This is a genomic window from Clostridium tanneri (genome assembly GCF_033659955.1).
GTDB lineage: Bacteria > Bacillota > Clostridia > Clostridiales > Clostridiaceae > Clostridium_AM > Clostridium_AM tanneri.
This window is the reverse complement of record NZ_JARUJP010000012.1, coordinates 1-24,274: the sequence shown is the minus strand read 5'-3', so window position 1 is coordinate 24,274 and position 24,274 is coordinate 1. Positions and strand designations below refer to the sequence as shown.

Genomic DNA, 24,274 nt, shown 5'->3' with positions numbered 1-24,274 from the left:
ACTTATGTATGCCCATCAAATATCACTAAATAAAAGCCACTTTTCTAAACTGCAGCATTTTTTAAATCTTCAATAAAAGCTAAAACCTTATCTTCCTTTGTAGCCCAAGAGGTTACAAGACGGATAACTGAATTATTTTCATCAACCTTTTCCCATATAGTGAATAAATATTTATCCTGAAGCTCTTTTATCACTTTCTCTGGTAGTATTGGGAATATTTGATTGGAAGGTGAATGAGTTAAAAATTTATATCCTTCTTCACTTATTCCCTTCTTTAATAAATTAGCCATGGCATTAGCATGTTTTGCCATATCAAAAAATAAGTCATTTTTGAAAAGCTGAAAAAATTGTATACCAAGAAGTCTTCCTTTAGCAAGGAGCCCTCCCTTTTGTTTAATGTGAAATCTAAAATCTTCCTTAAGGCTATCTTTGCATATTACAAGGGCTTCCCCCATTAATGCACCATTCTTAGTTCCTCCTATGTAAAAGGCGTCTACTAAGTTTGCCAAATCTGAAAGGTCCATATCATTTTCTTCTGAGCATAGTGCTGAGCCTAATCTTGCACCATCTAAATATAAGTAAAGTTTATTTTCCTTACAGAACTTACTTAAGTTTTCTAATTCAGATTTGCTGTAAATGGTTCCAATTTCTGTAGAATTTGAGATGTAAACAAGCTTAGGTTTAACCATATGCTCATCTGTGTGGGTTTCTAGAGCAGGCTTTATATCCTCAGGACGTAATTTCCCATCACTTACATCTATAGATATAACTTTGTGTCCTGTAGCTTCTATAGCTCCAGTCTCATGAACTAATATATGTCCTGTATTAGCTGCAATAGCTGCTTCGTGTGGTCTTAAAAAAGCTGAAAGAGCTGTTAAGTTTGTCTGTGTTCCTCCAACAAAGAGATGTATATCAACGTCACTTCTCTTAATTTTTTCCTTCAAAAGTTCAATAGCCTTTTTTGTATAACTATCTTCTCCGTAACCTTCACTTTGTTCAAGGTTGGATTCAGTTAAAGCCTTTAATATTTCTGGGTGTACCCCTTCACTGTAGTCATTTTTGAAACTGTACATTTATGATACTCCTCCTTTATTTATGTATTTATTAATTATTCTACATTTTCACCAAAATTCCTTTACATTGAGCTCTATTTTCTTTTATAGTATATACATAAGTATATATAAAAAATATTCATAATCATCAAAATATGTTATAATTATATATTATTTGCACATACATTTAGGGGGGACAAGCAATGAAATCTATAAAAAACCAGTTAATTTTTTCAGCAATTTTACTAATAATAATTCCTACTTTAATTACTAACTTAATATATTCCTATTACTTCTCCAATAATATCAAGAAAAATATTATTGATAATAATAAGCAGCTTTCTTCTACTATAGCTCGCAGTGTAAAGGATTTCATAAATAAATCATATACTCTTACACAACAAATGGCTCAAGACAAAACCACCGTTGATTTTAATCCAGAATATCAACAGCAAATGCTTAAGAAGTGCTTAACTAACAACTCTTATTTTGATTTACTTTACATACAAAAAACTGACGGTAGTCAGACTGCTCGTTCATCAGGAGAGCTAGGTAACAGAGCTAACAGATGGTGGTTTACCCAGGTGATGAATGATAAAAAATCCTTTGTCAGTAAATCCTACTACTCAGTAAATGGTAACACTGCAGTAACATCTATATTTCATCCTGTTTTAGATAGCGAATCTAATATAATAGGAATATTTGGTGCTGATATTAAACTAGATTCATTACAAAAACTTATTGAAAACTTTGGTAACGGCAAAGATAAATATGCATTTATAATTGATAGCGAAGGGGTTGTTATAGCCCATCCAGACAAAGTCCAAGTTTCCCAGTTATATAATTATAAAACCTTGAGGAAAACAGTTTTGCTTAAAGACACTTCAGGGAATGCAATAAAGGATGAAAAGGGTAATCAAAAAACTCAGCTTGAAGAGATAAGGGTTCCAGTGGAGCTTAAGACTATTGCTGAAAAAGCTCTTAAAGGTGAATCCGGAACCGCTGAGTATTTAGACTCTAATAATGTAGAAGTATTAAGTGCCTATGCCCCTGTAAGCCTTTCAGGAGATTCAAAAGGTTGGGCTGTAATAACAGTGGAAAATAAGGCTTTAGCAATGTCAGTAGTAAAGGCTACTCAAGTTAAAATTATAAGTATTGCTCTATTATTGTTAGTTATAGTTAGTATTCTAGTATATATCCTGGCAGGTAAATTTACAAAACCTATATTTAACTTGACAAATTTAATGCAGAAAGCTTCTAATGGCGATTTGACTGTTCAATCCCATTATAATAGTAAAAGCGAACTAGGAAGTTTGAGTGCAAATTTCAATCTTATGATAGCTAAGATTCGTGAATTTATTGCTAGTATACAGGAGACCTCAAGCCTTGTAGCCAGTTCATCTAATTCTTTAGTTAGTACCTATGAGGAGACTGCTAAATGTATAGAGGAAATATCAATTAATATATCACAGGTTGCCCTAAGCGCTGAGGATCAAGCCGCTAGTGCTGTACTAGGACTAGAAACAACTGCAAAGCTGTCTGAGGAAATTACCGTTATGACCTCCTATATGGATGAAGGAAAGAATTCTGCGGATACCATATATAGAGTCAGCAGCAAAGGTGCTAAGGTTATATTTTCTTTAGAAGAAGTTACTGAAGAAAATAACAAAGTCATCAACCACATAGTAGAAGTTATTAATTCTTTAAATGAAAAGACCAATACAATTGGAACTATAGCAGATACAATAACTTCTATTTCTGAAGAAACAAATCTTCTTGCACTAAATGCTGCTATAGAAGCGGCACGTGCCGGCGACTCTGGAAAAGGTTTTGCTGTAGTAGCTGATGAAGTTAGAAAACTATCAGAAAGTACTGCTCTTTCAAGTAGTAGTGTAAAAGAGCTTATTTCCAATATACAAAAAGATATTATAACCGCCCAAAATACTATACAAAGTGCTGAAAGTATTGTAGCCAAACATAATGATGCAGTAAGCTATACTAAAGATACATTTACTGAAATATCTTCTAATATTCAAGAAGTTGTAAACAAAATTAATACCACTGCTGAAAGTCTTGATACTGTTATTCTTAGCAGAAATCAGCTTCTGTCTTCAATTGATGTAGTATCAAAAGCTTCTAAAGATATGGCTATGTCTTCTCAACAGGTTTCTGCTATAACTGAAGAAGAAACTGCCTCTGTACAAACTATAAGCAACTTGGCTAAAGAACTGAGTTCCATGGCTGAAAGGCTTGAAGTGTCATTAAAAACCTTTAAAATAAACTAAAAAACAACTACCGTATCAATTGCAAATGAATGTGATACAGCTGATATGGTAGTTATTTTATTTATAAATCTGTTATAATATTATTGGTTTAGGATTCCTAATTAAACCAATAATCTAATATAGGGAGAGAAATTATGGATAAAAGACAAAAGGATTACTACTTTAACTTGTTTTTAAACCTAATAAGAGCCACATATATGAATCTAGAAAAGGATTGGGAGAATGTAGCAAAGGAAGCAGGTCTCACCCATGCCCAACAACATGCATTATGGATATTGCATCTAGATAACGGTCTTACCTTAGAAGAACTTGGTAATATTGCTCTTTGGAACAAATCTACAACTTCCGCTCTTATAAGCAGATTAGAAAAAAAAGGTTATGTAAAAAAGGATAAGTATTTAAATAATAGCAGAACAATTAAAATTTATATAACCTATGAAGGAAAAGAAATTTTAGAAAAAAGCGTTGGCACAAAATCAGCTTTTGAGTTTATGAGCCTCTTTGAGCATTTTAAACTAGAAGAAATTGAGACATTTTTAGATATTCTTCATAAAATTTCTGGCATGGTAGGAACCTGGGATTTATCAGACTTTCAAAAATTTCTAAAAACCTCTTCAGAAAATTTGTCGAAAAAATAACAAATTCACACTTGATTTTTTCTTATGTAAAGGTATAATATTAGTATAAAAATAAAATTCGTTCACACATTTTATTAACCCCTTTAATAAAATTTATCCTTATGTGAGAAATGTACTTTATCTAGCCCCTGAGAACTCAACAGTATCCCTTGATAAATTACATTTGAATAAATCTTATTTTTTACAATTAAAATTCGTTAACGAACGTCAGTAACTTAACAAACTTAGGAGGTAATTATTATGTCAAAACTTTTTTCCCCTATTAAAATTGGTCAATTAGAATTAAAAAACAGATTTATGATGGCACCTATGGAGAATGGTTTAGCAGCTTTAGGAGGCGAGGTAAGTCAAAGAATTATTGATTTTTTTGTTGAAAGAGCTAAAAAGGAAGTTTCAATTATAATTACAGGCTCTGTGGGAATATCCCCTGAAGGAAGAGGTCTTCCTACACAATTAAGTATATATGACGATAAATTTATTCCTGGTTTAAGAAGAATGACTGATGCCATCCATGAAGCTGGTGCAAAGGTTGGAGCGCAAATATATCACGCAGGTAGACAAGCTAGTGAAGCAGTAACTGGTCTTCAACCAATAGCTCCTACCGCTATGCCTTGTGAAATAGTAGGAAATAATCCTAGAGAAATGACTAAAGATGATATATTGGAAACAAAAGAAAAATTCAAGAAAGCTGCAGAAAGATCACTAAAAGCTGGCTTTGACCTTATAGAAGTTCACTTTGCTCATGGGTACTTATTACACAGCTTTTTATCTCCTCACAGCAATAAAAGAACTGATGAATATGGTGGTTCTTTAGAAAATAGAATGCGTTTTCCAATGGAAGTTTTAAGAGAAGTTATAGAAGTCTGCAAGGGAAAGGCTCCTGTTATAATAAGAATAAGTGCAGATGAATACCTTCAGGATGGATTAAAGTTTGAAGAAGTTAAGACTATTTGTAAGGAAGCAGAGAAGGCTGGTGTAGAGGCTATAAGCTTAACTGCCGGAAGCTACGATGCCGTTGAATATACAATTCAACCAATGTTTATAAAGCAAGGCTTCTTGATACCATTTAGCGAAGAACTAAAGAAAGAAGTAGAAGTTCCTGTCATAGTAGCAGGAAGATTGAATAGTGCAGAGCTTATAAATAATATACTTGAAGAGAATAAAGCAGACATGGTTGCTATCGGCAGAGGTCTTATAGCAGATGAAGACCTTATCATAAAAATGCAAGATAATAATTATGAAGACATACGTTACTGTGTAGCTTGTAACCAGGGCTGTATAGATAAGGTATTTTTAGGACAAGGCATTAACTGTTTAGTAAACGCTAGAGCTGGTTTTGACAGTGAAAGAAAAATAGAAAAGGCAGCTGAAGCTAAGAATGTTGTAATTATAGGAGCTGGCCCTGCTGGTCTTGAAGCTGCAAGAGTTTCCAGGCTAAGAGGCCACGAAGTAACTATAGTGGATAAAGTAGATAGAATAGGTGGTAAAATGGAAACCCTAGCTGCACCACCTGAAAAAGATACTTTCCTATTCTTTAGAGATTATCTGTATAACCAGTTTGTTAGACTTGGTATAAACTTTATACAAAAGGATGTTAAATCAGCTGAAGATATAAAAGAATTAAACCCAGATGCGGTTGTTATAGCTACTGGTGCTTCTCAAACAGTTCCACCTATTAAAGGAATTGATTCTAAAAATGTTGTAATGGCTGAGGATGTATTAAATGGAAATATAGAAGTAGGTTCAACAGTTGCTATCATAGGAGGCGGACTTGTAGGAACGGAAACTTCAAAATTCCTTGCTGCTAAAGGTGTAAAAGTTCATATTGTTGAAATGATGGATGCTATAGCAAAGGATATTGGAGCTACTTTCGTAGGCCACCTATTTAAAGTTCTAAAGGAAAAAGGTGTGGAGCAGCATCTTAAGGCTAAGGTTCTCCAAATAACTGAAAACGCTATTGTTCTTGAAGATGGAGAAATAAAGGTTGACAACATAGTTATTGCTGCTGGCTATAAGGCTAATGACAGTGTTGTTGAGGATATAAAGAAAAACTTCAAAGAGGTTTATACTGCTGGTGATGTAAATAGAGCAAGAAGAATTATGGACGCTGTAGAAGAAGGCTTTAAGGTTGCTTGCCAGATATAGTATTGGAGGATTTCATATAGACTGGTCTTAGATAGATTAGGTTTGTATAAATTCATCCCTATTTTTAAGAAAAAGGACTCTGTTATAATGCAAAAGTGTGCATTATAACAGAGTCCTTATACAATTTCTAATAAACCGAATTATTCAGCACATAGTTTTATAACGGATAGTAAATAACCATAGTTAATGAACAAAGATCAGAGCCTGTGTTTTTGTAATAGTGAGAGCTGTCTGCCTTAAACCGTATAGAATTCCCCTTTTCTACCATAAAATCTTCACCATTTACATTGACAGTAAGTTCTCCTGAGAATACAGTAATAAATTCCTGTGTCCCCTGTTGATGAGCTTCTGTAGATAGATAGCCTTCACCGTCAACCTCAAGAGAATACATTTCAAACCGCCTCTCACTATCAAAGGCGAATACAGGAAATATCCTTACTCTACCGCTATCCTCAATAAGTGGTTGAACTTTAGACTTATATACAAGTTCAAAGTCAGCCTCTGGCTTGCTCATAAGTTGAGTGCAGGATATTTTTAATCCATTTGCAATCTTCCATACCGTTGACACAGTGGGATTAACTTCACATCTCTCAATTTGTCCAAGCATACTTTTACTTACACCGGTCAATTTTGAGACACTTTCAAGGCTAAGTTTCTTCTTCTCACGAAGCTCTTTTAAGTTCTCAGCAATAATAAAGTTTAGATTATTCAAAAAATTCCACCTCCAACTATTGACAGTATAATGCACAAATAGTACCATTATAGTATACGTATGATATATTATACTTTTCATGTATTATATCATACACTTATAAGGGGGGTAAATATTTATGATGAATTTTCCAGCATTTTTGTCCTATGTTCTTATTGCAAACTTTTCACCGGGACCAAATAGTATCATTTCAATGTCAAATGCCAGTCGATACGGATTTAAGAAGAGTTTAATATTTAATGTAGGTATATTTTTTGGTGTACTTATTGTAACGGCTCTGTCTAGCATTTTCAGCATGGCTCTTTACACTTTTATTCCTTCAATTAAGCCAATTATGGCCTGTATTGGAGCAGCTTATATGTTATGGCTTTCATGGAAAACCTTCACTAGCAAACCTTTAAGTGAAGACAAACCTGAAAAAGCTACGAATACATTTTTATTCGGTTTGCTTTTACAATTTATAAATCCAAATGTCATTCTTTATAGCGTTACAACAATCTCAACATTTGTAATACCTCACTATAACTCTATATCCATGCTTGCAATCTTTTGTTTAATCCTTGCCTCTGCTGGTTTTATAGCAACCAGCTGCTGGACTCTATTTGGTTCCTTATTCCAAAAATTTCTTTCTAAAAATAGTAAAGTAGTCAATACTGTTATGTCTCTACTTCTTGTTTATTGCGCAGTTTCATTATTTCTTTAATTAAAGCTAAATACTTACTTTAGTTAATCTCCAAGCTGCTGTCTCTCCTAGGTATAGTAAAAAGTGCTAGATAATCAATTTATCTGGCATTTTTACTTACATACACTTATAATTACTTGTAGTTCATTGACAAATCACTTATACTTAATTATAATCTACTTATATAGTATTTTGTTACAGAGGTGATTTATATGTATCAGGAAGAAAGAATGCAGCTAATATTAGATTATTTAAATGAAAATAAGAGAATAAGCGTAGAGGAAATATGTAAGTTATACGATGTTTCACGAGATACTGCCCGCAGGGACTTAGTTAACTTAGAAAAGCAAGGTACTATTATTAGAACCCATGGTGGTGCAATACTTCCATTGCCAAAGGAAGAGATAAAAAGCTATTCTGAAAGACTGTTATTTGATGTGAAAGAGAAGCATAAAATTGCTAGACTCAGCGCTTCCCTTATTAAGAAAAGAGAAACTATAATTTTTGATACCTCAACAACAGTTCAAGCCTCTGCAGAATTCTTAGAGGACAAGGAATGTAATGTAATCACTAATTCAATAAATGTAGCAGATATTCTTTCTAAAAAAGATAAAGTGAAAACCTTTCTTCTCGGAGGAAGGCTAAATAATCAACATAGATTTTTATATGGAAATACTACAATTGATATGCTTTCCTACTATTATGCAGATAAATCCTTTCTAGGTGCATTAGCTATATCATCAAGGGGAATCTCCGTAGCGGATGCTGAAGATGCTGCAGTTATGCGAAAAATGGTTGAACAGTCTAGAGAAGCTATAGTTTTAGCAGATCACACAAAATTTAATAAAACTGCTAGTTTTAAGGTATGCGATCTCTCAAAAATAGATTTAGTAATCACTGATAAATGCCCAGATGAAGAGTTTATGGAGATCTTACATAAAAACAATGTAAATTTAATTATAGCTGAATAGTTAGGAGGATTATAATGAAACTTATTGCTACAGATTTAGATGGAACTCTTTTAAATTCAAATCATGAAATAAGTCAAGAAAACTCAGAGGCTCTAAGATTAGCAAAGGAAAAAGGAATAGAAATAGCTATAGCTACAGGTAGAACTTATTCCGATGCAAGGCACCTGTGTAAAAAAGCTGATATTAATGCCCATATAATATCAAATAACGGTTCTTTGATATTTTCTAAAGAAGGTAAAAAGCTTAAATCATGGACTATAGATAAGGATTCTCTTGAATATGTACTTAATTGGCTTAATGAAAATGAATATCTTTATGAAATATCTACAGCTGAGAATTTATTTATACCTCATAACGCAGAAGGTTTGTTAAGAAAGGACTTCGATATAGCAAAAACTAATAATTCTTCTCTTAAAGAAGAACTTATTAATAATATTATAACCTTAATATTTTCCCAGAAAGGCATTAAACCTGTGAAATGCAAAGATGATATTCTTAAATCAAATTTAGATTTTTGTAGTATAACTGCTGTGTCCTTTGATAAAAATAAACTTAATCATAGTAGAGATCACTACAGAAAATTCAAAGAATTATCTATGGTTATATCCAATGAATATAACTTTGAGTTAGTAAATAAAGATGCCTCTAAAGGCAATTCCTTGGAATATCTAAGTAAACACCTAGAAATTCCTTTGGAAAGTGTTGCAGCCTTTGGAGACAACTACAATGATGTGTCAATGTTTAAAAAGGTTGGTATAAGTGTTGCTATGGGAAATGCTGATGATGATATAAAAAAGATCTGCAAATACGTTTCCCTGTCTAATAATCTTAACGGAGTAGCACATTTTATAGGGGACTTTATAAGCAACTTAAAAGCTAAATCCACTCCGGCGTAACCACTTTGGGCGTGACGGTAGGATTATATAAACGAAAATTGCTAAATGCTTTTCGAAACTGGAAAACCAGAATCTTACTCTTAGATTCTGGTTTTTTCCAACACTTGAAACTCAAATCATACTAGGATATTTAGTTACTCAATGGACATTTTAATATTTACCAAATATTAATAAATAACTAATAAATTTAACACTTTATACAATTGATAACATCGTCATGAAATGATATGATTATATTAGAAAGAAAATTAAATATTTTTCGGATGAAAATATCGTGAGATAACAACTCTTAAAAGTTGTTAACCGAAGGAGCAATTATACATCTCCACGTCTGTATAAGAAACTCTCAGGTACCATTAACGATATTGGACGGAGCTCTGAAAATACTGTTTTTAAAACAGAACCAAAGGTGGAAGATAACTTTTATCGATACTCTCAGGTAAAAAAACAGAGGATATGTGGCAATAGCATAATTTTGCATTGCTGCATATCCTCTTTTTCTTTTGTTATTATATATACTTTCATAATGATTATACATATCAATACTAGAACAAGGGGGAAGGATGATGAGTATAATTTGTTTATTAGTAGTAATTTGTAAACATCAATTCTAAAACTATAATAATATATCTATCTTTAAATATAATATAATTAATATTTTCAGCTTATTAAAGATGCTTGCTCAAAATCCCTTTGAGCAAGCATTCCATTCAGTATCATCTTTATACTAAATCTTCTACAAAAAACTCATTATGTTCCTTCTCATCAAATATTACATAAAGTTGTTTTTCTATTAATTTACCACTTAACACATAACTTTCCATATCCATAAAAAACTTTTCTATATGATACTTATCTGACACTTTAATTTTACCTGCCTCTATAATGTCTTTAACCTTTCTCTCTTCTTCCTTAATTCTTTCCCTATTTAGAAACTCTGGAAGCCATTTCTTTTTATTAAATTTAAGATAATCATATTTAATTATCTCTTTTAACATTTCACTACTCTTTTCCAACTTTTCTTCATTAAATTCTATAAAAACCTTATAGTAATCTGCGGAAGATATATTTCTGCTTAAATAACCTTTATTATAGAAGAACATCCCTAATTCATAGTAAAAATCAAAAGGAGTTTTAAACTCTGGTAAAAAATACTTTAATATATTTTTAAACTTACCTGAATTATAGTATTTATCTACAACCTCTTCTACCTTCTTTAGTATGAGAAGCTCTTCATAACTAATATCTTTAGTTTTAAGTACTTCGTAGGGACTATAAGGAGAATGAACTATCCCCCACTGCTTAGCTTCTGCTTCCATTGGCGATCCCTTCAGTACTTTTAGAAAGCCAAGCTGTATCTCATCAGGCTGGATACTATATAAATCATTGAAGGATTTCTTAAAGGATTGAAAATCTTCTCCTGGAAGTCCTGCAATTAAATCTAAATGTTGATTTATATTTTTATACTTATTTAATTCCACAACTTGCTTTTTAATATCTTCAAAGGACACAAATCTATTTATATTCTTTAACACCTGATTATTAGTTGTCTGTACTCCTACCTCAAACTGAAATCTTCCCTTAGGCGCTCTAGACAATAGCTCTAGTTGTTCATCATCTAATATATCTGCTGAAATCTCAAAATGAAAGGTAGTTTCTGTATCTAATGTCATCAAATATTCCCAAATTGCTCTAGCAAATTTACTGCTGCAGTTAAAGGTTCTATCTACGAATTTTAATAATTTTACCTTTTTATCCACCAAAAACTTCAGTTCCTTCTTAACTCTCTCTAGCTCTAAAAATCTAACTCCATGAATAGTAGAAGATATACAGTATTTACAGTTAAAAGGACATCCCCTTGAAGCTTCATAATATACTATTTTATTTTCTAGGTTATCATCTTCCTGGTATGGAAATACTAACCTATTCATATCCAATAGCTCTCTATGTAAATTAAGAACCACTTCTCCCTTTTCTTTAAAACATAGTCCTGCAATATTCCTACGTCTTTTCAAAAACTGTTTTTCCAATTCTAGGCGCTCTTCGCTAGCTATGGACTCCTTTTTAAATTTTTCATATTCTAATCTCCAGGATAGGAACTGATAAAAACTTTCTTCTCCTTCTCCGAATATTACATATTCTCCTGGATTTTCTTCTAAGAAGCTTTTGCTGTCATAGGAAACTTCAGGCCCTCCATATACAATCTCTATCTTTGGATCTACAAGCTTTACTAATTTAGCAATAGACTGTACAAGTTCTATATTCCATATGTAACAAGAAAAAGCCAGTATATCTGGCTTCTCTCTCATAAGCTCCTCTAACACCTTTTCTCTTCTGTCATTAATTGAAAATTCTTTTACTATGCAGTGATAGTCTAAATCCTTAGTGTAAGCTTTTATGTATCTTACTGCTAAATTACTATGAATAAACTGTGAATTAAGCGCTGTTAACACAACTTTCATCTTTTTCTTCAATTCCTTTCTCATTCCTTTTATCCTCGGTACACTGCTGTACTAAGGACTTTTTTTTAGCCTTAATATAATATATTCCATCAGAAGCCTTTAAATCTAATATTTCAAAGTATTCTTCCAATAACTTAACTGAATTCTCCCTAGAACTATCCTTAAAAATATTTAAATCTTTTATCTTTATTTTCTTAAGTTTTCTTCCAGGGGCTAGGATTTTAATTACTGAATTAAATATTTTTCTATATCCTTTATCTATATCCCAAATATATAATAGACCATCTTTAGCTAAATATCTATATATATCCCTAATAAATTTTTTCTTATCCTTCTTAAACCACAGGTTGCTAAAGGAAAATAGCATTATACAGCTGTCATAAAAATTCTCTTTTATTTTCTCCTGCTCTTCTTTTCCATTTATGTATTCTACATTAACTTTGTCATTATACTCTTTATATATATTATACACTATGCCATAATTCTCTAAACCTATATCCAGCACGTTCCCCCTAAATATCTCTTTTTCCATATTAATGAACACTTGTTTTTTCAAATTACCACCTTCCTTTGTAAAGTACTTTAATATATACTTTCTGCATATAAAAAAAAATTCCTCCATATTATGGAAGAATTTTTAATTTTTTCATTTCGTCGTAGTATTTAACCATCAAACCTGCGGTAGTACGTTGAGCTTCCTTTAAGATAGTTCTTGCTACCTTGCCATACCTTTCATCTCTAGAAGGTATATTTAAATACTTTATATAGGTGCTGTTTGCCATTATAGAATTATTCTTTATATAGTCTTCTAAAGTATCATATAATACTGTTCCACTTTTGGCTTCAAAGGAGTAGTCAGTCATAAGCCTTCCTATAATCCACAGTTCAAATTTTCTATGATTTTTTAGAAGTTTATTGTTTACATGGTGTGGCACTGTTACGTCATGTACTAAGTGACAGGCTGATCCAAAATAAAACAAAGCCTTTTCTATATCCTTCTTGTTTAGATATTCCATAGATTTATTATAATAGGTTTTACATTCAGTTAAGGCATCTGAAAAACCGTATAATCCTCTTCCTTTAGTAATATGGTAGAAATGATTTGAACTTTTAAAATCTTGATCAGCCCAAGCTACACCAGCATTTAAAGCGCTTATATACCTTCTGAAAAAATCATATTCTTTTTCATACCCATCATTTTTTAGTATTTCAATGGCCTGTATCATTATGAATTTATGAACAGTACAGTGTGTTTTTAAAATTTTCTTTTTAACAGGATTAACTGCGGTAAATATTCCTCTTAGTGTATTGCCATAGGTTTTCTCTAATCTGCCTCTCATTTGTTAATCTATCTCCTCTTCTTTAAATATTAGGCTATTCTTTCTGAATTTTTAGAAGAACAAGTATTGCAAAGATAGTAGTAGCAAGAAGATAAAAATAAAGATTCTTATCTATTCTCAGATTATTACTTATATTATTCTTCTCTATGCTATATAATAAACCATTCTTTCCATCTAGTATTAATAATGAACTTTTTCCAAACTTAATATTAGAAACTAAACTATTGCTATTAAACTTAACATACTCTTTAACTGCTCCTGCTCCACTAAATCCATATACTACATTATCTGATTTATCGTAGAAATATATACAATTTTTTTCACCTAAAATACTGCTGCTATCCACCGCTAAAGCCTCTATACTACTAACAGCCTTATGTTGATATAATGGTGCCGGTGGATTTGTAGTTGGATGATTTTCTAATATAAACTGGGTAGAAATTCCTTTATTACTTTTAAATTTAGGCGAATTTACCGGGTCCCCTCCGCTATAGTCAGGCCATCCGTACCAGACTCCTTTTTTTATTTCATATATATAGTCTGTATCTCCTATAATAGGCCTAATACCTCTATTTTCCATTCCTCCTACAGAGGATATTAACTTACTTTCACTATTAAAGTCCATTCCAGTAATGTTTCTTATACCCCATGCGAAGGTTTCACTGTTACCGGTTTTTAAATTATAAATAATAATAGATGAGTTGCCTGGAAAGTGTTCAGGAATAATTTGTCCCTTTATACTTTTTGTTCTATAGCTTTGAAAAGCTCCTGTTTTATCCACTCCAAAGTTTATTCCTTTTAAAGTTATATCTTTAGGAGTTATATCATGAGCATAAAAGTTCTCCTTAGTCCATTTGTTATCATCGCCTACCACCCCAGAGTTAGTTGCCGAACCTATTGCTATATAGAGATAATCTCCCCTTATTTTTATCATACTATTCTTGTAATCACCGTAGTTTGGCATGTCCTTAATTATTACAGCGTTTTTCTTACTCTTTAAATCATAACAATAAACCTTAGTACCAGAAGAATAGTAAAGTTTACTATCAAAGTAATCTATACTGAAGATATCTAGGTTTTGGTCCTTTAATATATCATAACTCTTTCCATCGCTTTCAATAATTTGAATTCTATTTTTATAAGCTATGTAATGATTACCAACATTGTCTATTGCAAAATCCTGTGCACCTATCAATCCCTTATATATTACACTATAGTTTAAGCTATTGTTTTTTATGTCTATATTTCCAATTTCCTTATCCTTAGTATAATGACTGGTAATTAAAAAGACTGCTATAAATATAAAAACACAAAACAGTAGAATCTTTATAAATTTCTTCATAGTTATAATCTCCTCATTATATTTCTTTAAAATATATATATTTTAAAATTCTACTGTATATGTATATAGCAGTCATTGTATTTAATATTTTTTAATAAATAAGCTTGCTTTCAGTTATTATTTATCCTATAGAGTTTGTCCTTTATCTGTAAGTTGAATATGCTCTTCCTCAACCATAGATAGTGCCTTAAATATACTTTTTATATTTTTATCTTCTACCACACTACTATACTTCTCATAATATTCAACAGCATGTTTTTCCCTCTTGCAAGCCATTTCTAATAAGATCTCATCAGAATTATACTTGGAATAATCCATCTCCCTAAGTACAGGGTCTTCTGTAAATCCACCTATCTTCTTATGTATTCTAGCATGCATATACTCTATTCTAGATAGAGCTTCAAAAACTTTTTTTACCTTTTCATCCTTTGCAATCTTTGATGCCTTTTTATAAAAGTCTCCATTAAAAATTTCTAACTTTACCGCATGGTCTATTATTTTTAATGTAGTGCTGTCTAATTTTCCACTATCTCCAAATTCAATAGCTTTTCCCCCTTGCACTAAATACTCCTTATTGGCACCACAGAATGGACATGTATCTATATTATCAATGTGATTTGAGGTTATAAAACCCTCTTTGTTAAAATCATAGTTTTTATCGTTTATCTCCATTCCACATACTACACATATCAACTTATTCATAACACTCTTCCTTTCTATTAATGTTCTACTATCTTAAGTATAACATGAACATTCCTTAAAACAGCAACTTAAATTTATTCTATCTAATGGACATTAGCAGAAAATTCTATTATATATATACATAGGTTATACATTAATATGAACCAAAACCAATATGTTTCGCAATACTAAATATAATTAAATCTTAAACAGATGCAAGTTTAAGTCCATTACAAACCAAATTGGCACTTAAATTGACCTTCAATCCAATATTTAATATAAAATTATGAATAACAATAAGCTTTTACTTGCATTTTAATTTTTATTCCGATATAATATACCTATAAGATTATTAAAAGCAGGAGGTTTAGCTCATGAATATAGTATCAGATTTTAAATTTGAATTAAATAAAAATAAGATCATTACCTCAGTACAATCTTATTGCGAGACACCTCCCTTTAAGACGCTAAGCGAAATGTACGATAACCTACTTCCTTTAGTAAGAGAATATTCTAAACCTATGGGTATATTTAAATTAGATAAAAAAACCGAAGACTTAAATTTAGATTTGTTAGAAAACTGCAAATTTATACTATATTGTGCCGTTACTCTTGGAAAAAGTTCCTCAGAAAAGATAGATGACCTTTTTAACCAAGGAAAGTTTTTTGAAGCAATATTATTCGATTCTATGACCAGTTCTTACCTTTTCGATGTAAGCTCACAACTTTTTAGAGAAATTTGTGAGAAAGCACATGATATAGGTCTAGGTCTCACTAGAAAAATAGCTCCTGGAGATGGGGAAATTGGTCTTGAATATCAAAAGGAAATAGTAAATAAGTTACAGTGTAAGAATGTACTTAATCTTAGTATTTCTAATGGCTGTTTATTGTCTCCATCAAAGTCCATGTCTTATGTATATGGCGCCGATGAAAGTCTGATTTTAAACCAACAAAAAGATCATAGCTGCGATACTTGTTTCAATACTACCTGCAGCATGAGAAATACTTCTGAGTCCAATGAAGATTCTTGCATAAAAAAAATAGGCTGCGCATAAAATGCAGCCTATTCTAGAATTTCTTTATAATACCTTTTCAACGCTATTCCTAGCCTTTCAATTTGAAGGCTTTGTTTATTTCCTTTAATAACTCATCCTCATCAAAGGGCTTTATTACAAATCCTTTGGCACCTTCTTCTATAGCTTCTCTTATTATTTGCTGCTGCCCCATAGCTGAGCATACAATTACGTAGGCCTTTGAATCTATCTTTATGATTTCCTTAACGGCTTCCAACCCTGTCATTTCTCTCATAGTTAAGTCCATAGTAACTACAGTAGGTTTTAGTTCCTTGTATTTTGTTACAGCTTCCCTTCCATTTGAGGCTTCTCCAGATACCTTAATATTATTCTTTTCTAATATTTCTATTATGATATTTCTCATAAATTTAGAATCATCTACTATTAGTACTCCCATAATTAAACTAGTTCTCCTTTGTTATAATTTGAATTATATAACATAAATATTATACTATATAAACCTACCTACTATTCTAATTATTTTTTCAAATAACACCTATAAATTTTAGTAATAATCTTTAAAGCTATATGGAATAGTATTTTCTGGTATTTATTTTCTAATTCCATATCCCCCATATACTGTTTTAGTATCTGTTATAGAAACTACAGCCTTTATGTCAGAACTGTGTATTAAATCTATTATTTCTTTTCTTCTCTTTCTTTTTGCATGTATAACTAAAATTTTCTTCTCATCTTTTAATCCTTCAGCATCTATTATGGTAACACCAATTTTCTGCTCTCTTAATATTTGAGCTAATTCTTCTCCATCCTGTTCTGAAGTTATAACATTTATAGTTAAAACTCCTATAGCAAGCTTTTCCTCTAAAATACAACCAATATAATTTCCACAGGTAAAGCCAAAAGCGTAGACAACCATCTTTATTGGGTCTTGATCTATACCTACAAGTACTTTACTAACTACGTATAACCATATAGAAACTTCAATAAACCCAATTATTGAGCCATATAGTTTTTCACCTCTTGTTATCATTACTGTCCTAACTGTCATTAAAGCTACTTCTACAATTTTAGCAAAAAAAATAAATAAATAAGTTCCCATCCTCTCTCCTCCATTCCCTATATCCTATATATTATATTACATAGGTTGACCATATGTACACATTTCCCATTAAATTTTAATTATGTCTACTTAAAAATCATAGTTATACAAATTAAGTTAAATTAATATAATTTAATAAATCTAGTAAAATTACATTAATATATTTTAAAATCATTTCCTTTTAGTTATTTTGAATTATTCTTTTTCTATGTTAAAATAATATGGAGACATTAAATTTTACTAACACTAAAAAAAGGAGTAGATATATGGATAACTTTATAACATTTTTAATAGGTGCAGCTCAAATAACCCTTTTAGACATAGTATTAAGTGGTGATAACATAGGTGTAATTGCATTAGCTACAAGAAACCTTCCAGAAAAGTACGCTAAACGAGCTTCTGCTATAGGGGTCTTTGGTGCGGTGTCACTAAGAATTATTTTCGCATCCCTTATTACATATATTTTAATGATTGAGTGGCTGCCAATAAGGCTGGTAGGCGGTATACTCTTAGTAAAGATAACTTGGAATTTTATTAGACCGGAAAAGGCAGAAGAGGATCATCATGTAAAGGTGTCAAATAAATTTATGGGAGCTGTTTGGAGTATTATAATAGCTGACATAACTATGAGCTTAGACAATGTGTTAGCCATTGCTGGAGCCGCTCAGGGAAGCATTGGACTTATTGTATTTGGATTGCTTTTAAACATTCCTATAATATTTTTCGGAAGTCAGTATGTTGCAAAACTAATGAACAAGCATCCGCTAGTAATCTATATAGGTGGTGCAGTGCTTGCACATACTTCTTTTAAAATGCTACTAGAAGACAAGCTGCTAGCGAACTATGTTCCTCACATTTTCAGCTTAGTAGTGCCTTATGCAGCTGCGTTACTTACACTTATTTATGGCATCTATATAATAAATAAACCAAAAAAAATTAGTTTTAAAGATTATAGGCAACAAAAGCTTTAAAACTACCAAGCTTTAAGCTCTACTTGAATCCATTGCAAAAGTAGAGCTTATTTTCTTAAACTAAAAAGGAAGTCCAATTCTATAAATTCAACTCCCTAATCATATAAGTCCTTATATACTATTTTAAAAACCTCTAACGCCTCTTGTATCTTTCCTTTTAAAAGCTCTTTTCTTTCTTCTAATTCTTTAAGTCCTATTTCTGTAATGGTATATATCTTCTGCATCTTTTTGCTAGAATCATCCCATTTACCTACAACCATTTTTTCCTTTTCTAATTTTTTTAAAAGTGGATATATTCCTCCTGTACTAGGTATCCATCTTCCTTTAGTTCTTTCACCTATCTTATGGGCTATATCATTTCCATTTGTAGCTCCATTGCTTAATATATATAATACATAAAGAGGAAGCAGTCCTTTAGTAAAAACCTGACCTACTGCCTCCTTTTCCTTCTGAACCTTTTTTAATTCTGCTAATTTTCTTTTATATTCTTCGTATAATCGTTTTTCTTCTTCCCTTGTATCCCTACCCATATCTATCTTACTCATAAACCCCTATTCTTCCTCAAATAATACCACGCCTACCAGACCTGGGCCACTATGTACCCCTGCTACTGGGCTGATGCACCCAATAAATTCAGCTTCTGTAACATTTGGGTGATTAGCTATATCTTTGAAAACTTTTTTAGAATCCTCCAGCGAATTACCATGCATAGCATAAAGCCTACATTTCTTTTTATCTGCAATTCCATTACAAATCTCAACGATTCTATTCAAGGATTGTTTTCGTCCCCTAACCTTATCATAAGTATAATACTTTCCATCCTTAATATCAACAGAAACAATAGGCTTTATATTTAGTAGTTCTCCTATAGTGCCTGAAACTTTTCCTATTCTTCCGCCCCTTTTTAAGTATTCCAATGTACCTACTACAAAAAATAAGTTAATTCTTTCTCTAATAGAAGGAATCCTAGAAACTATTTCCTCAAAACTTTCCCCCTGTTGTATAAGCTTTGCACATTCCTCTATTATTACCCCTTCTCCAATAGCAATTGATTTAGAGTCGAATATAAATGTTTTTATCTTTGAATGATTTTCACTTACTACCTTTAAACCATTGTATATTCCAGATAAACCTGTAGACAGCACCACCGCTATAGCATGAGTGTATCCCTGCTCTTCTAAAGAATTATACAAGCTTTCCATATCCTCCATAGAGGGCATTGAAGATGTAGGTATCTCTTTTTCTAAATTATCATATACTTCTTCCGGTGAAATATCAATTTGATCTCTATATTCTCTATCCTTATATATAATTCTAAAAGGAAGTATCTTCACATTATACTTCTCTATTTTCTCCTTTGATAAATTACTTGTAGTATCAGTAATTAAAGCAATTTTACTCACTTCTACTCCTCCTAACAATAACCTAAAAGTAAAATTTTTACTCTACTATTAATTATAACACCATATGTTTAATTATCAACATTGATACCTATCACTATTGATAATTATCTATCAAAACATCTTAGTTATACCTTTATATCATATGAAGCTTTAATAAGTGCAATTTTCACACAATTACATCTTTTTAATTGTTTATTGACTTTCATTATTCACGATGATAACATACTTATTAATATATTTAAAACAAGCCATCCATATATTTCTGATAATATGGTTCAGAAGTTTCTACGAGAAGCCGTAAATTTCTCACTATGGGTGAATCCGCATAAAATAATTCTGTTATCGGGTTTACTCATAATTCGATGGCAGAACTTTTTGTTTTATGGAGGATAAAAATGGATACATCATTTTCAAAAGAAACTAAGAAAGAAAAAAAATCAATATTTGAGTCATTTTTTCAATTGTCAGCTAATAAAACTAATGTTAAGACTGAGATTTTAGCAGGTTTTACTACTTTCGTAACTATGGCTTATGCCCTTCTTGTAATACCAAATGTTTTAAAATTTTCAGGTATGAATGCTCTCGGTGCAAAAGGAGATGCAGCTGCTAGTCTTACTGCTATAAATGATCCTGTTATTGCTTCAGCTTATGTAGGTATGTGTCTAACCTCAGCTATTGGTACTATAGTTATGGCACTCTACGGTAACCTGCCTTTTGCAGTTGCACCAGGAATTGGCCTTACAGCTTTCTTTTCCTACAGCGTATGTTTAACTTTAGGCTACACATGGCAACAAGCTTTAGCAGCAGTGTTTCTTTCAGGTATTTTATTTATACTTATAACAGTTACCTCTATCCGTGAAAAAATAGTGGACAGCCTACCAGAGAACTTAAAAATTGCTATAACTGGAGGTATAGGTCTTTTCATAGCTTTAATAGGTCTAAAAAGTGGAAGTATTATAGTTTCTAATCCATCTACACTAGTTGCTTTTGGCAACTTTTCAGACCCACACACTATACTTACCTTAATAGGTATTATAATTATGGGTATTTTAATGGCTAGAGCCGTTAAAGGTGCAATGCTTATCTCTATATGTGTAACTACTTTAATTGGTATACCTATGGGTATAACAAATATCTCCGGTTTAAAATTATTAAGTGCTCCAGCATCAATAGCACCAACTTTCATGGCCTTTGATTTTAATGGTTTGTTATCTCATAATGGTGCCGGTTTTATAGGAGCCTTGACTAGTATAGTAATGGTAGTTTTAACCTTTAGTCTTGTAGATTTATTTGATACTATAGGAACTTTGGTTGGAACGGCTCAAAAAGCGGACATGATTTTGCCAGATGGTAAGATAAAAAACATGAAAAAAGCTCTTTTATCCGATGCTTTAGCTACTACCATAAGTTCTTTATTCGGTACTACAACTACTGCAACTTATATTGAGTCTACTGCTGGTATAGCCGAAGGTGGAAGAACGGGCCTTACTTCACTAGTTACTGGAATTTTATTTGTATTAGCATTATTTTTAGGCGGAGTTGTTGGAATAGTTCCTGCAGAAGCAACTGCCCCTGCTTTAGTAATTGTGGGAGTTCTAATGCTTGGAGCAGTTAAAGATATCAACTTCGATGATTTTACAGAAGCAGTACCTGCTTTCTTTACAATAGCAATTATGCCTTTTAGCTATAGTATAGCAAATGGTATAGCAGCAGGAATAATATTCTATCCTATAATGAAGGTTTTCACAGGAAAGCATAAGGAAGTTCATCCTATTATTTATATACTTGCAGCATTATTTATAATTAGATTTGTATTATTGCCACAATAGCAGATTAAAAGAAGAGAACTTAGATAACGCCTATCTAAGTTCTCTTCTTTTTTACTTTATAACCTAAATTATAGACTTGAAACAATGTCTAATAACATCTCCTCGACTAATGATTCCCACTAACACTCCATCATGTTCTACAGGCAGTTTTTTAATATTCTTTTTTGCTAAAATGGCGGCAACATTTTCTATTTTCTCGTTTCTAGAAACCTTTACAACCTTCTTCTGAGCAATATCAAGAATATTTAAATCTAATATCTTTTTAACCCTATCCTCAAATTCTTCATCATCACCTCTAATAACGGCAACATAGTAAAAAAAATCAAAGACCAGATTTTCATGTTTTCCAATATATCTCATGATATCTCCATCACTTACATAAGCTACGATTTCATTTCTATCATTTACTATAGGAACACCACTGATACGATATTCAATAAATTTCTTGATAACAGAACGGACAGTATCCTTCTCTGTAACTTTATATACTTCCGTAATCATAATTTCATGAGCTTTCATAATAACCCTCCTACCATAAATAAATTAAATCAGCTAACTTTGTTATTCTTAAACTTAATAACTTCATTTATATACCCTTAATTAGTAATTATTATTATATAACTATATGTTTTAATTATACAACTTATTGTGAATACTTTTCAATAAAAAAGTTTAATCAATAAAATATAATCTAAAATAATTACTAAACATAATAATTTATAACTAACCTATAAAATAAAAGACACATTTTAGACATTTCCGCTAAAATGTGTCCCTCCATACTTTAGACTTACTAAAAGTCTACCTTCTTTTCTAAAATAAAAGCAGTTGCTATATACATAACCATAAAGAATAAAATATTAAAAGCTGCAGCAGCTATATTTACTGGTACCACCATGATACCCAGTCCAACCCCTAAGTTAAGCTCTCCCTGTGCTGTAAGTATATTTATATTAAAGACTTCTGGGAAAGTAACAGTTAACAATTGAGTTATTTTTCCTACTACTAAAGACAGCACTATGAATATTACAAACCCACCTAATTTACCCATTTTCTTATTTTTTATTGCAACTTTGCTTAAAGATATTGAAAAATATATACTTAATAGAAAATAAACATACTCTAGTATACTAATTATAGCTAAAAATATAAGGAAACCTATATTTACGTTATTCATCAAGTTGGGTAGACTACTAAAAAGTTCTTTAAAATTAACAATATTTCTAAGATGTATTAAATTAAAAACCCCAGCTACTAAACCTACTATTGCAACTTGAATAATTGTGGTAACAAGCTTTGCTCCTAGTATAGAGTACCCACTTTGAGGCAAAGTAAATAGTAAATAACCACTGTCTTCATACATATCTCTGCTAAACAATTTTATATTCCACACAAAAACTACTATCATAGCAGCAAAAGTTATCAATGTTGAAAAAAAGAATTTACCCTGTGGCGGCCACTGGGCTACAGTAAAAAGAAATAAATTAGCAAGGGTTATTGCACTTAATATAATAATAAAGTCTTTATAATATCCCTTTAACTCATATTTAACCAGATTAAACATTACTTAAAAACCTCCCTGTATATTCCATCTATAGACATTCCCCTTTCATTTCTCAATTCTTCAGCATTGCCGCTGAGCACTATCTTACCTTGAGAAATAAAAGCAACGTCATCAAATAATCTTTCAACATCAGCGACTAAGTGAGTTGTAATAATCATGGAACTATCTTCACTATAGTTCTTTAATATAGCATCTAATATCTTTTCTCTGGTAGTAGGATCTACCCCTCCTAAAGGTTCATCTAGTATATATAACTTTGCTTTTCTTGAAAGCACTAAAGTAAGATATAACTTTTCTGCCATTCCCTTGGAAAGAGCATTAACCTTACTGTTAATATCTAAATTCATAAAGTCTAAAAGCTCTTTACTTTTGTTTTCATCAAAATCTCTATAGAAATCTTTAAAGAATTCTATAGCATCCTTTATCTTCATCCACCTGTATAAGTAATCCTTATCTGGTAAATAGGATACTATAGCTTTTGTATATACCCCCGGTTTGTGACCATCTATAAGCATTTCTCCGTTACTCTGAGTTAAAAGCCCTGCAGCTATTTTTAAAAAGGTTGTTTTTCCACTTCCATTAGGTCCTAGTAACCCAACAATTCTTCCCTTTTTCACTTCTAAATCCAGCCCAGCTAAAGCTTTTTTATTAAAATATCCTTTTTCTAAATTGGAAGCTTTCAGCACAGTATCCATTTAAAACTCCTCCTTAACTTTGTCTTCAACAATTTTTACAATCTCTTCTTTATTGAACCCAAGATTCTTCATTCCTTCTATAAAACTATTTATAATCTCCCTAGCCATTTCCTTTTTTAACCCATCTATCATATTCATATCCTCCCTTACAAAAGTTCCCATTCCCCTTTGTGTATAGGTTATGCCTAACCTCTCTAACTCTTGATAAGCTCTCTGCAGTGTATTTGGATTTACCTGAAGCTCTGTTGCCATTTCTCTAACAGAAGGTATCTTATCACCGGGTTTTAGCTTACCAGTAACAATGTCTCTTTTTATTAAATTCATTATCTGCATATATATAGGTATTTTAGTATTAAAATCTACACCCACTATGCCACCTCCTTGTTCTTACAATAGGTATCTGTTGTTTTAGTGACCTAATTACATAGTACACCACTACATAGATACTGTCAATATATTTGTGAAAATTTTAA

The 24,274-nt window shown here is 31.5% G+C and carries 24 protein-coding genes and 2 riboswitches; of the genes, 9 read left to right on the top strand and 15 right to left on the bottom strand.

Translation table 11 applies throughout. From position 1 onward, the window contains the following. Window positions 1-44: 44 nt before the first annotated feature. Window positions 45-1,073: a threonine aldolase family protein gene (locus P8V03_RS11235; protein WP_318798179.1), complete on the bottom strand. Its 1,029-nt coding sequence runs from the start codon at window positions 1,071-1,073 to the stop codon at window positions 45-47. 182 nt (window positions 1,074-1,255) lie between these two features. Here P8V03_RS11235 and P8V03_RS11230 point away from each other — a divergent pair, with 182 nt between their 5' ends. From P8V03_RS11230 to P8V03_RS11220, 3 genes are all read left to right on the top strand, one after another. Next, window positions 1,256-3,337 carry a methyl-accepting chemotaxis protein gene (locus P8V03_RS11230; protein WP_318798178.1) on the top strand — a complete coding sequence of 694 codons (2,082 nt, stop codon included), beginning with the start codon at window positions 1,256-1,258 and terminating at the stop codon, window positions 3,335-3,337. A gap of 134 nt (window positions 3,338-3,471) precedes the next feature. Next, on the top strand, window positions 3,472-3,975 hold the full coding sequence (locus tag P8V03_RS11225; RefSeq protein WP_318798177.1) for a MarR family winged helix-turn-helix transcriptional regulator: 504 nt from the start codon (window positions 3,472-3,474) through the stop codon (window positions 3,973-3,975). Between the two features lie 240 nt (window positions 3,976-4,215). After that, complete coding sequence (locus P8V03_RS11220) at window positions 4,216-6,120, top strand: oxidoreductase (RefSeq protein WP_318798176.1); 1,905 nt, start codon at window positions 4,216-4,218, stop codon at window positions 6,118-6,120. Between the two features lie 157 nt (window positions 6,121-6,277). On the opposite strand, the gene P8V03_RS11215 is transcribed toward P8V03_RS11220, so the two are convergent. Further along, window positions 6,278-6,832 carry a helix-turn-helix domain-containing protein gene (locus P8V03_RS11215; protein ID WP_318798175.1) on the bottom strand — a complete coding sequence of 185 codons (555 nt, stop codon included), beginning with the start codon at window positions 6,830-6,832 and terminating at the stop codon, window positions 6,278-6,280. Window positions 6,833-6,950: 118 nt separating this feature from the next. Between P8V03_RS11215 and P8V03_RS11210 the strand changes: the two genes are divergently transcribed. The 3 genes from P8V03_RS11210 (at window position 6,951) to P8V03_RS11200 (ending at window position 9,381) form a co-directional block, all read left to right on the top strand. After that, window positions 6,951-7,535 carry a LysE family transporter gene (locus P8V03_RS11210; RefSeq protein WP_318798174.1) on the top strand — a complete coding sequence of 195 codons (585 nt, stop codon included), beginning with the start codon at window positions 6,951-6,953 and terminating at the stop codon, window positions 7,533-7,535. A 191-nt stretch (window positions 7,536-7,726) separates the two neighbouring features. Then, window positions 7,727-8,485 (top strand): DeoR/GlpR family DNA-binding transcription regulator, encoded by a 759-nt coding sequence (locus tag P8V03_RS11205; protein ID WP_318798173.1) that lies wholly within the window; start codon window positions 7,727-7,729, stop codon window positions 8,483-8,485. 14 nt (window positions 8,486-8,499) lie between these two features. After that, window positions 8,500-9,381 carry a Cof-type HAD-IIB family hydrolase gene (locus tag P8V03_RS11200; RefSeq protein ID WP_318798172.1) on the top strand — a complete coding sequence of 294 codons (882 nt, stop codon included), beginning with the start codon at window positions 8,500-8,502 and terminating at the stop codon, window positions 9,379-9,381. Between the two features lie 263 nt (window positions 9,382-9,644). Next, a riboswitch (glycine riboswitch) is annotated at window positions 9,645-9,753 on the top strand. A gap of 350 nt (window positions 9,754-10,103) precedes the next feature. On the opposite strand, the gene P8V03_RS11195 is transcribed toward P8V03_RS11200, so the two are convergent. The 5 genes from P8V03_RS11195 to P8V03_RS11175 form a co-directional block, all read right to left on the bottom strand. Further along, entirely contained in the window at window positions 10,104-11,843 is a 1,740-nt protein-coding gene (locus P8V03_RS11195) for a B12-binding domain-containing radical SAM protein (protein ID WP_318798245.1), read from the bottom strand. Continuing rightward, window positions 11,818-12,375 (bottom strand): methyltransferase domain-containing protein, encoded by a 558-nt coding sequence (locus P8V03_RS11190; protein ID WP_318798244.1) that lies wholly within the window; start codon window positions 12,373-12,375, stop codon window positions 11,818-11,820. The genes P8V03_RS11195 and P8V03_RS11190 overlap by 26 nt, the downstream gene beginning before the upstream one ends. Window positions 12,376-12,466: 91 nt before the next feature. Further along, complete coding sequence (locus P8V03_RS11185; RefSeq protein ID WP_261671796.1) at window positions 12,467-13,183, bottom strand: zinc dependent phospholipase C family protein; 717 nt, start codon at window positions 13,181-13,183, stop codon at window positions 12,467-12,469. 34 nt (window positions 13,184-13,217) lie between these two features. Then, window positions 13,218-14,525 (bottom strand): PQQ-dependent sugar dehydrogenase family protein, encoded by a 1,308-nt coding sequence (locus P8V03_RS11180; protein WP_318798171.1) that lies wholly within the window; start codon window positions 14,523-14,525, stop codon window positions 13,218-13,220. 126 nt (window positions 14,526-14,651) lie between these two features. Continuing rightward, window positions 14,652-15,227, bottom strand: coding sequence for a ferritin family protein (locus P8V03_RS11175; protein ID WP_261671798.1), 576 nt, complete (start codon window positions 15,225-15,227; stop codon window positions 14,652-14,654). 353 nt (window positions 15,228-15,580) lie between these two features. On the opposite strand from P8V03_RS11175, the gene P8V03_RS11170 reads away from it, so the two are divergent. Then, entirely contained in the window at window positions 15,581-16,261 is a 681-nt protein-coding gene (locus tag P8V03_RS11170) for a 5-methyltetrahydrofolate--homocysteine methyltransferase (protein ID WP_318798170.1), read from the top strand. Window positions 16,262-16,310: 49 nt separating this feature from the next. On the opposite strand, the gene P8V03_RS11165 is transcribed toward P8V03_RS11170, so the two are convergent. Beyond that, a complete protein-coding gene (locus tag P8V03_RS11165; protein ID WP_261671800.1) occupies window positions 16,311-16,676 on the bottom strand; it encodes a response regulator in 366 nt (121 codons plus the stop codon). Window positions 16,677-16,829: 153 nt separating this feature from the next. Next, window positions 16,830-17,339 carry a DUF2179 domain-containing protein gene (locus P8V03_RS11160; RefSeq protein WP_261671801.1) on the bottom strand — a complete coding sequence of 170 codons (510 nt, stop codon included), beginning with the start codon at window positions 17,337-17,339 and terminating at the stop codon, window positions 16,830-16,832. Window positions 17,340-17,605: 266 nt separating this feature from the next. Between P8V03_RS11160 and P8V03_RS11155 the strand changes: the two genes are divergently transcribed. Then, window positions 17,606-18,310, top strand: coding sequence for a TerC family protein (locus P8V03_RS11155; RefSeq protein ID WP_318798169.1), 705 nt, complete (start codon window positions 17,606-17,608; stop codon window positions 18,308-18,310). 95 nt (window positions 18,311-18,405) lie between these two features. Here P8V03_RS11155 and P8V03_RS11150 read toward each other — a convergent pair whose 3' ends face one another. Both P8V03_RS11150 and P8V03_RS11145 read right to left on the bottom strand, forming a co-directional pair. Next, window positions 18,406-18,855 carry a PadR family transcriptional regulator gene (locus tag P8V03_RS11150; RefSeq protein ID WP_261671803.1) on the bottom strand — a complete coding sequence of 150 codons (450 nt, stop codon included), beginning with the start codon at window positions 18,853-18,855 and terminating at the stop codon, window positions 18,406-18,408. A gap of 6 nt (window positions 18,856-18,861) precedes the next feature. Further along, the gene (locus P8V03_RS11145; protein ID WP_318798168.1) at window positions 18,862-19,713 is read right to left on the bottom strand and encodes a DegV family protein; all 852 of its coding nucleotides are present in this window, start codon (window positions 19,711-19,713) and stop codon (window positions 18,862-18,864) included. A 232-nt stretch (window positions 19,714-19,945) separates the two neighbouring features. Continuing rightward, window positions 19,946-20,045, top strand: a riboswitch (purine riboswitch). Window positions 20,046-20,108: 63 nt separating this feature from the next. On the opposite strand from P8V03_RS11145, the gene P8V03_RS11140 reads away from it, so the two are divergent. After that, window positions 20,109-21,542: an NCS2 family permease gene (locus tag P8V03_RS11140; RefSeq protein ID WP_318798167.1), complete on the top strand. Its 1,434-nt coding sequence runs from the start codon at window positions 20,109-20,111 to the stop codon at window positions 21,540-21,542. 63 nt (window positions 21,543-21,605) lie between these two features. Here the strand turns inward: P8V03_RS11140 and P8V03_RS11135 are convergent, their stop codons facing one another. The 4 genes from P8V03_RS11135 to P8V03_RS11120 all read right to left on the bottom strand — a co-directional run bounded on the left by P8V03_RS11135 (window position 21,606) and on the right by P8V03_RS11120 (window position 24,170). Further along, window positions 21,606-22,061, bottom strand: coding sequence for a CBS domain-containing protein (locus P8V03_RS11135; protein ID WP_318798166.1), 456 nt, complete (start codon window positions 22,059-22,061; stop codon window positions 21,606-21,608). A 274-nt stretch (window positions 22,062-22,335) separates the two neighbouring features. Then, entirely contained in the window at window positions 22,336-23,106 is a 771-nt protein-coding gene (locus P8V03_RS11130) for a hypothetical protein (RefSeq protein ID WP_318798165.1), read from the bottom strand. After that, window positions 23,106-23,801, bottom strand: coding sequence for an ABC transporter ATP-binding protein (locus P8V03_RS11125; protein WP_318798163.1), 696 nt, complete (start codon window positions 23,799-23,801; stop codon window positions 23,106-23,108). The genes P8V03_RS11130 and P8V03_RS11125 overlap by 1 nt, the downstream gene beginning before the upstream one ends. Further along, window positions 23,802-24,170 (bottom strand): GntR family transcriptional regulator, encoded by a 369-nt coding sequence (locus P8V03_RS11120; protein ID WP_261671809.1) that lies wholly within the window; start codon window positions 24,168-24,170, stop codon window positions 23,802-23,804. Between the last annotated feature and the right edge of the window lie 104 nt (window positions 24,171-24,274).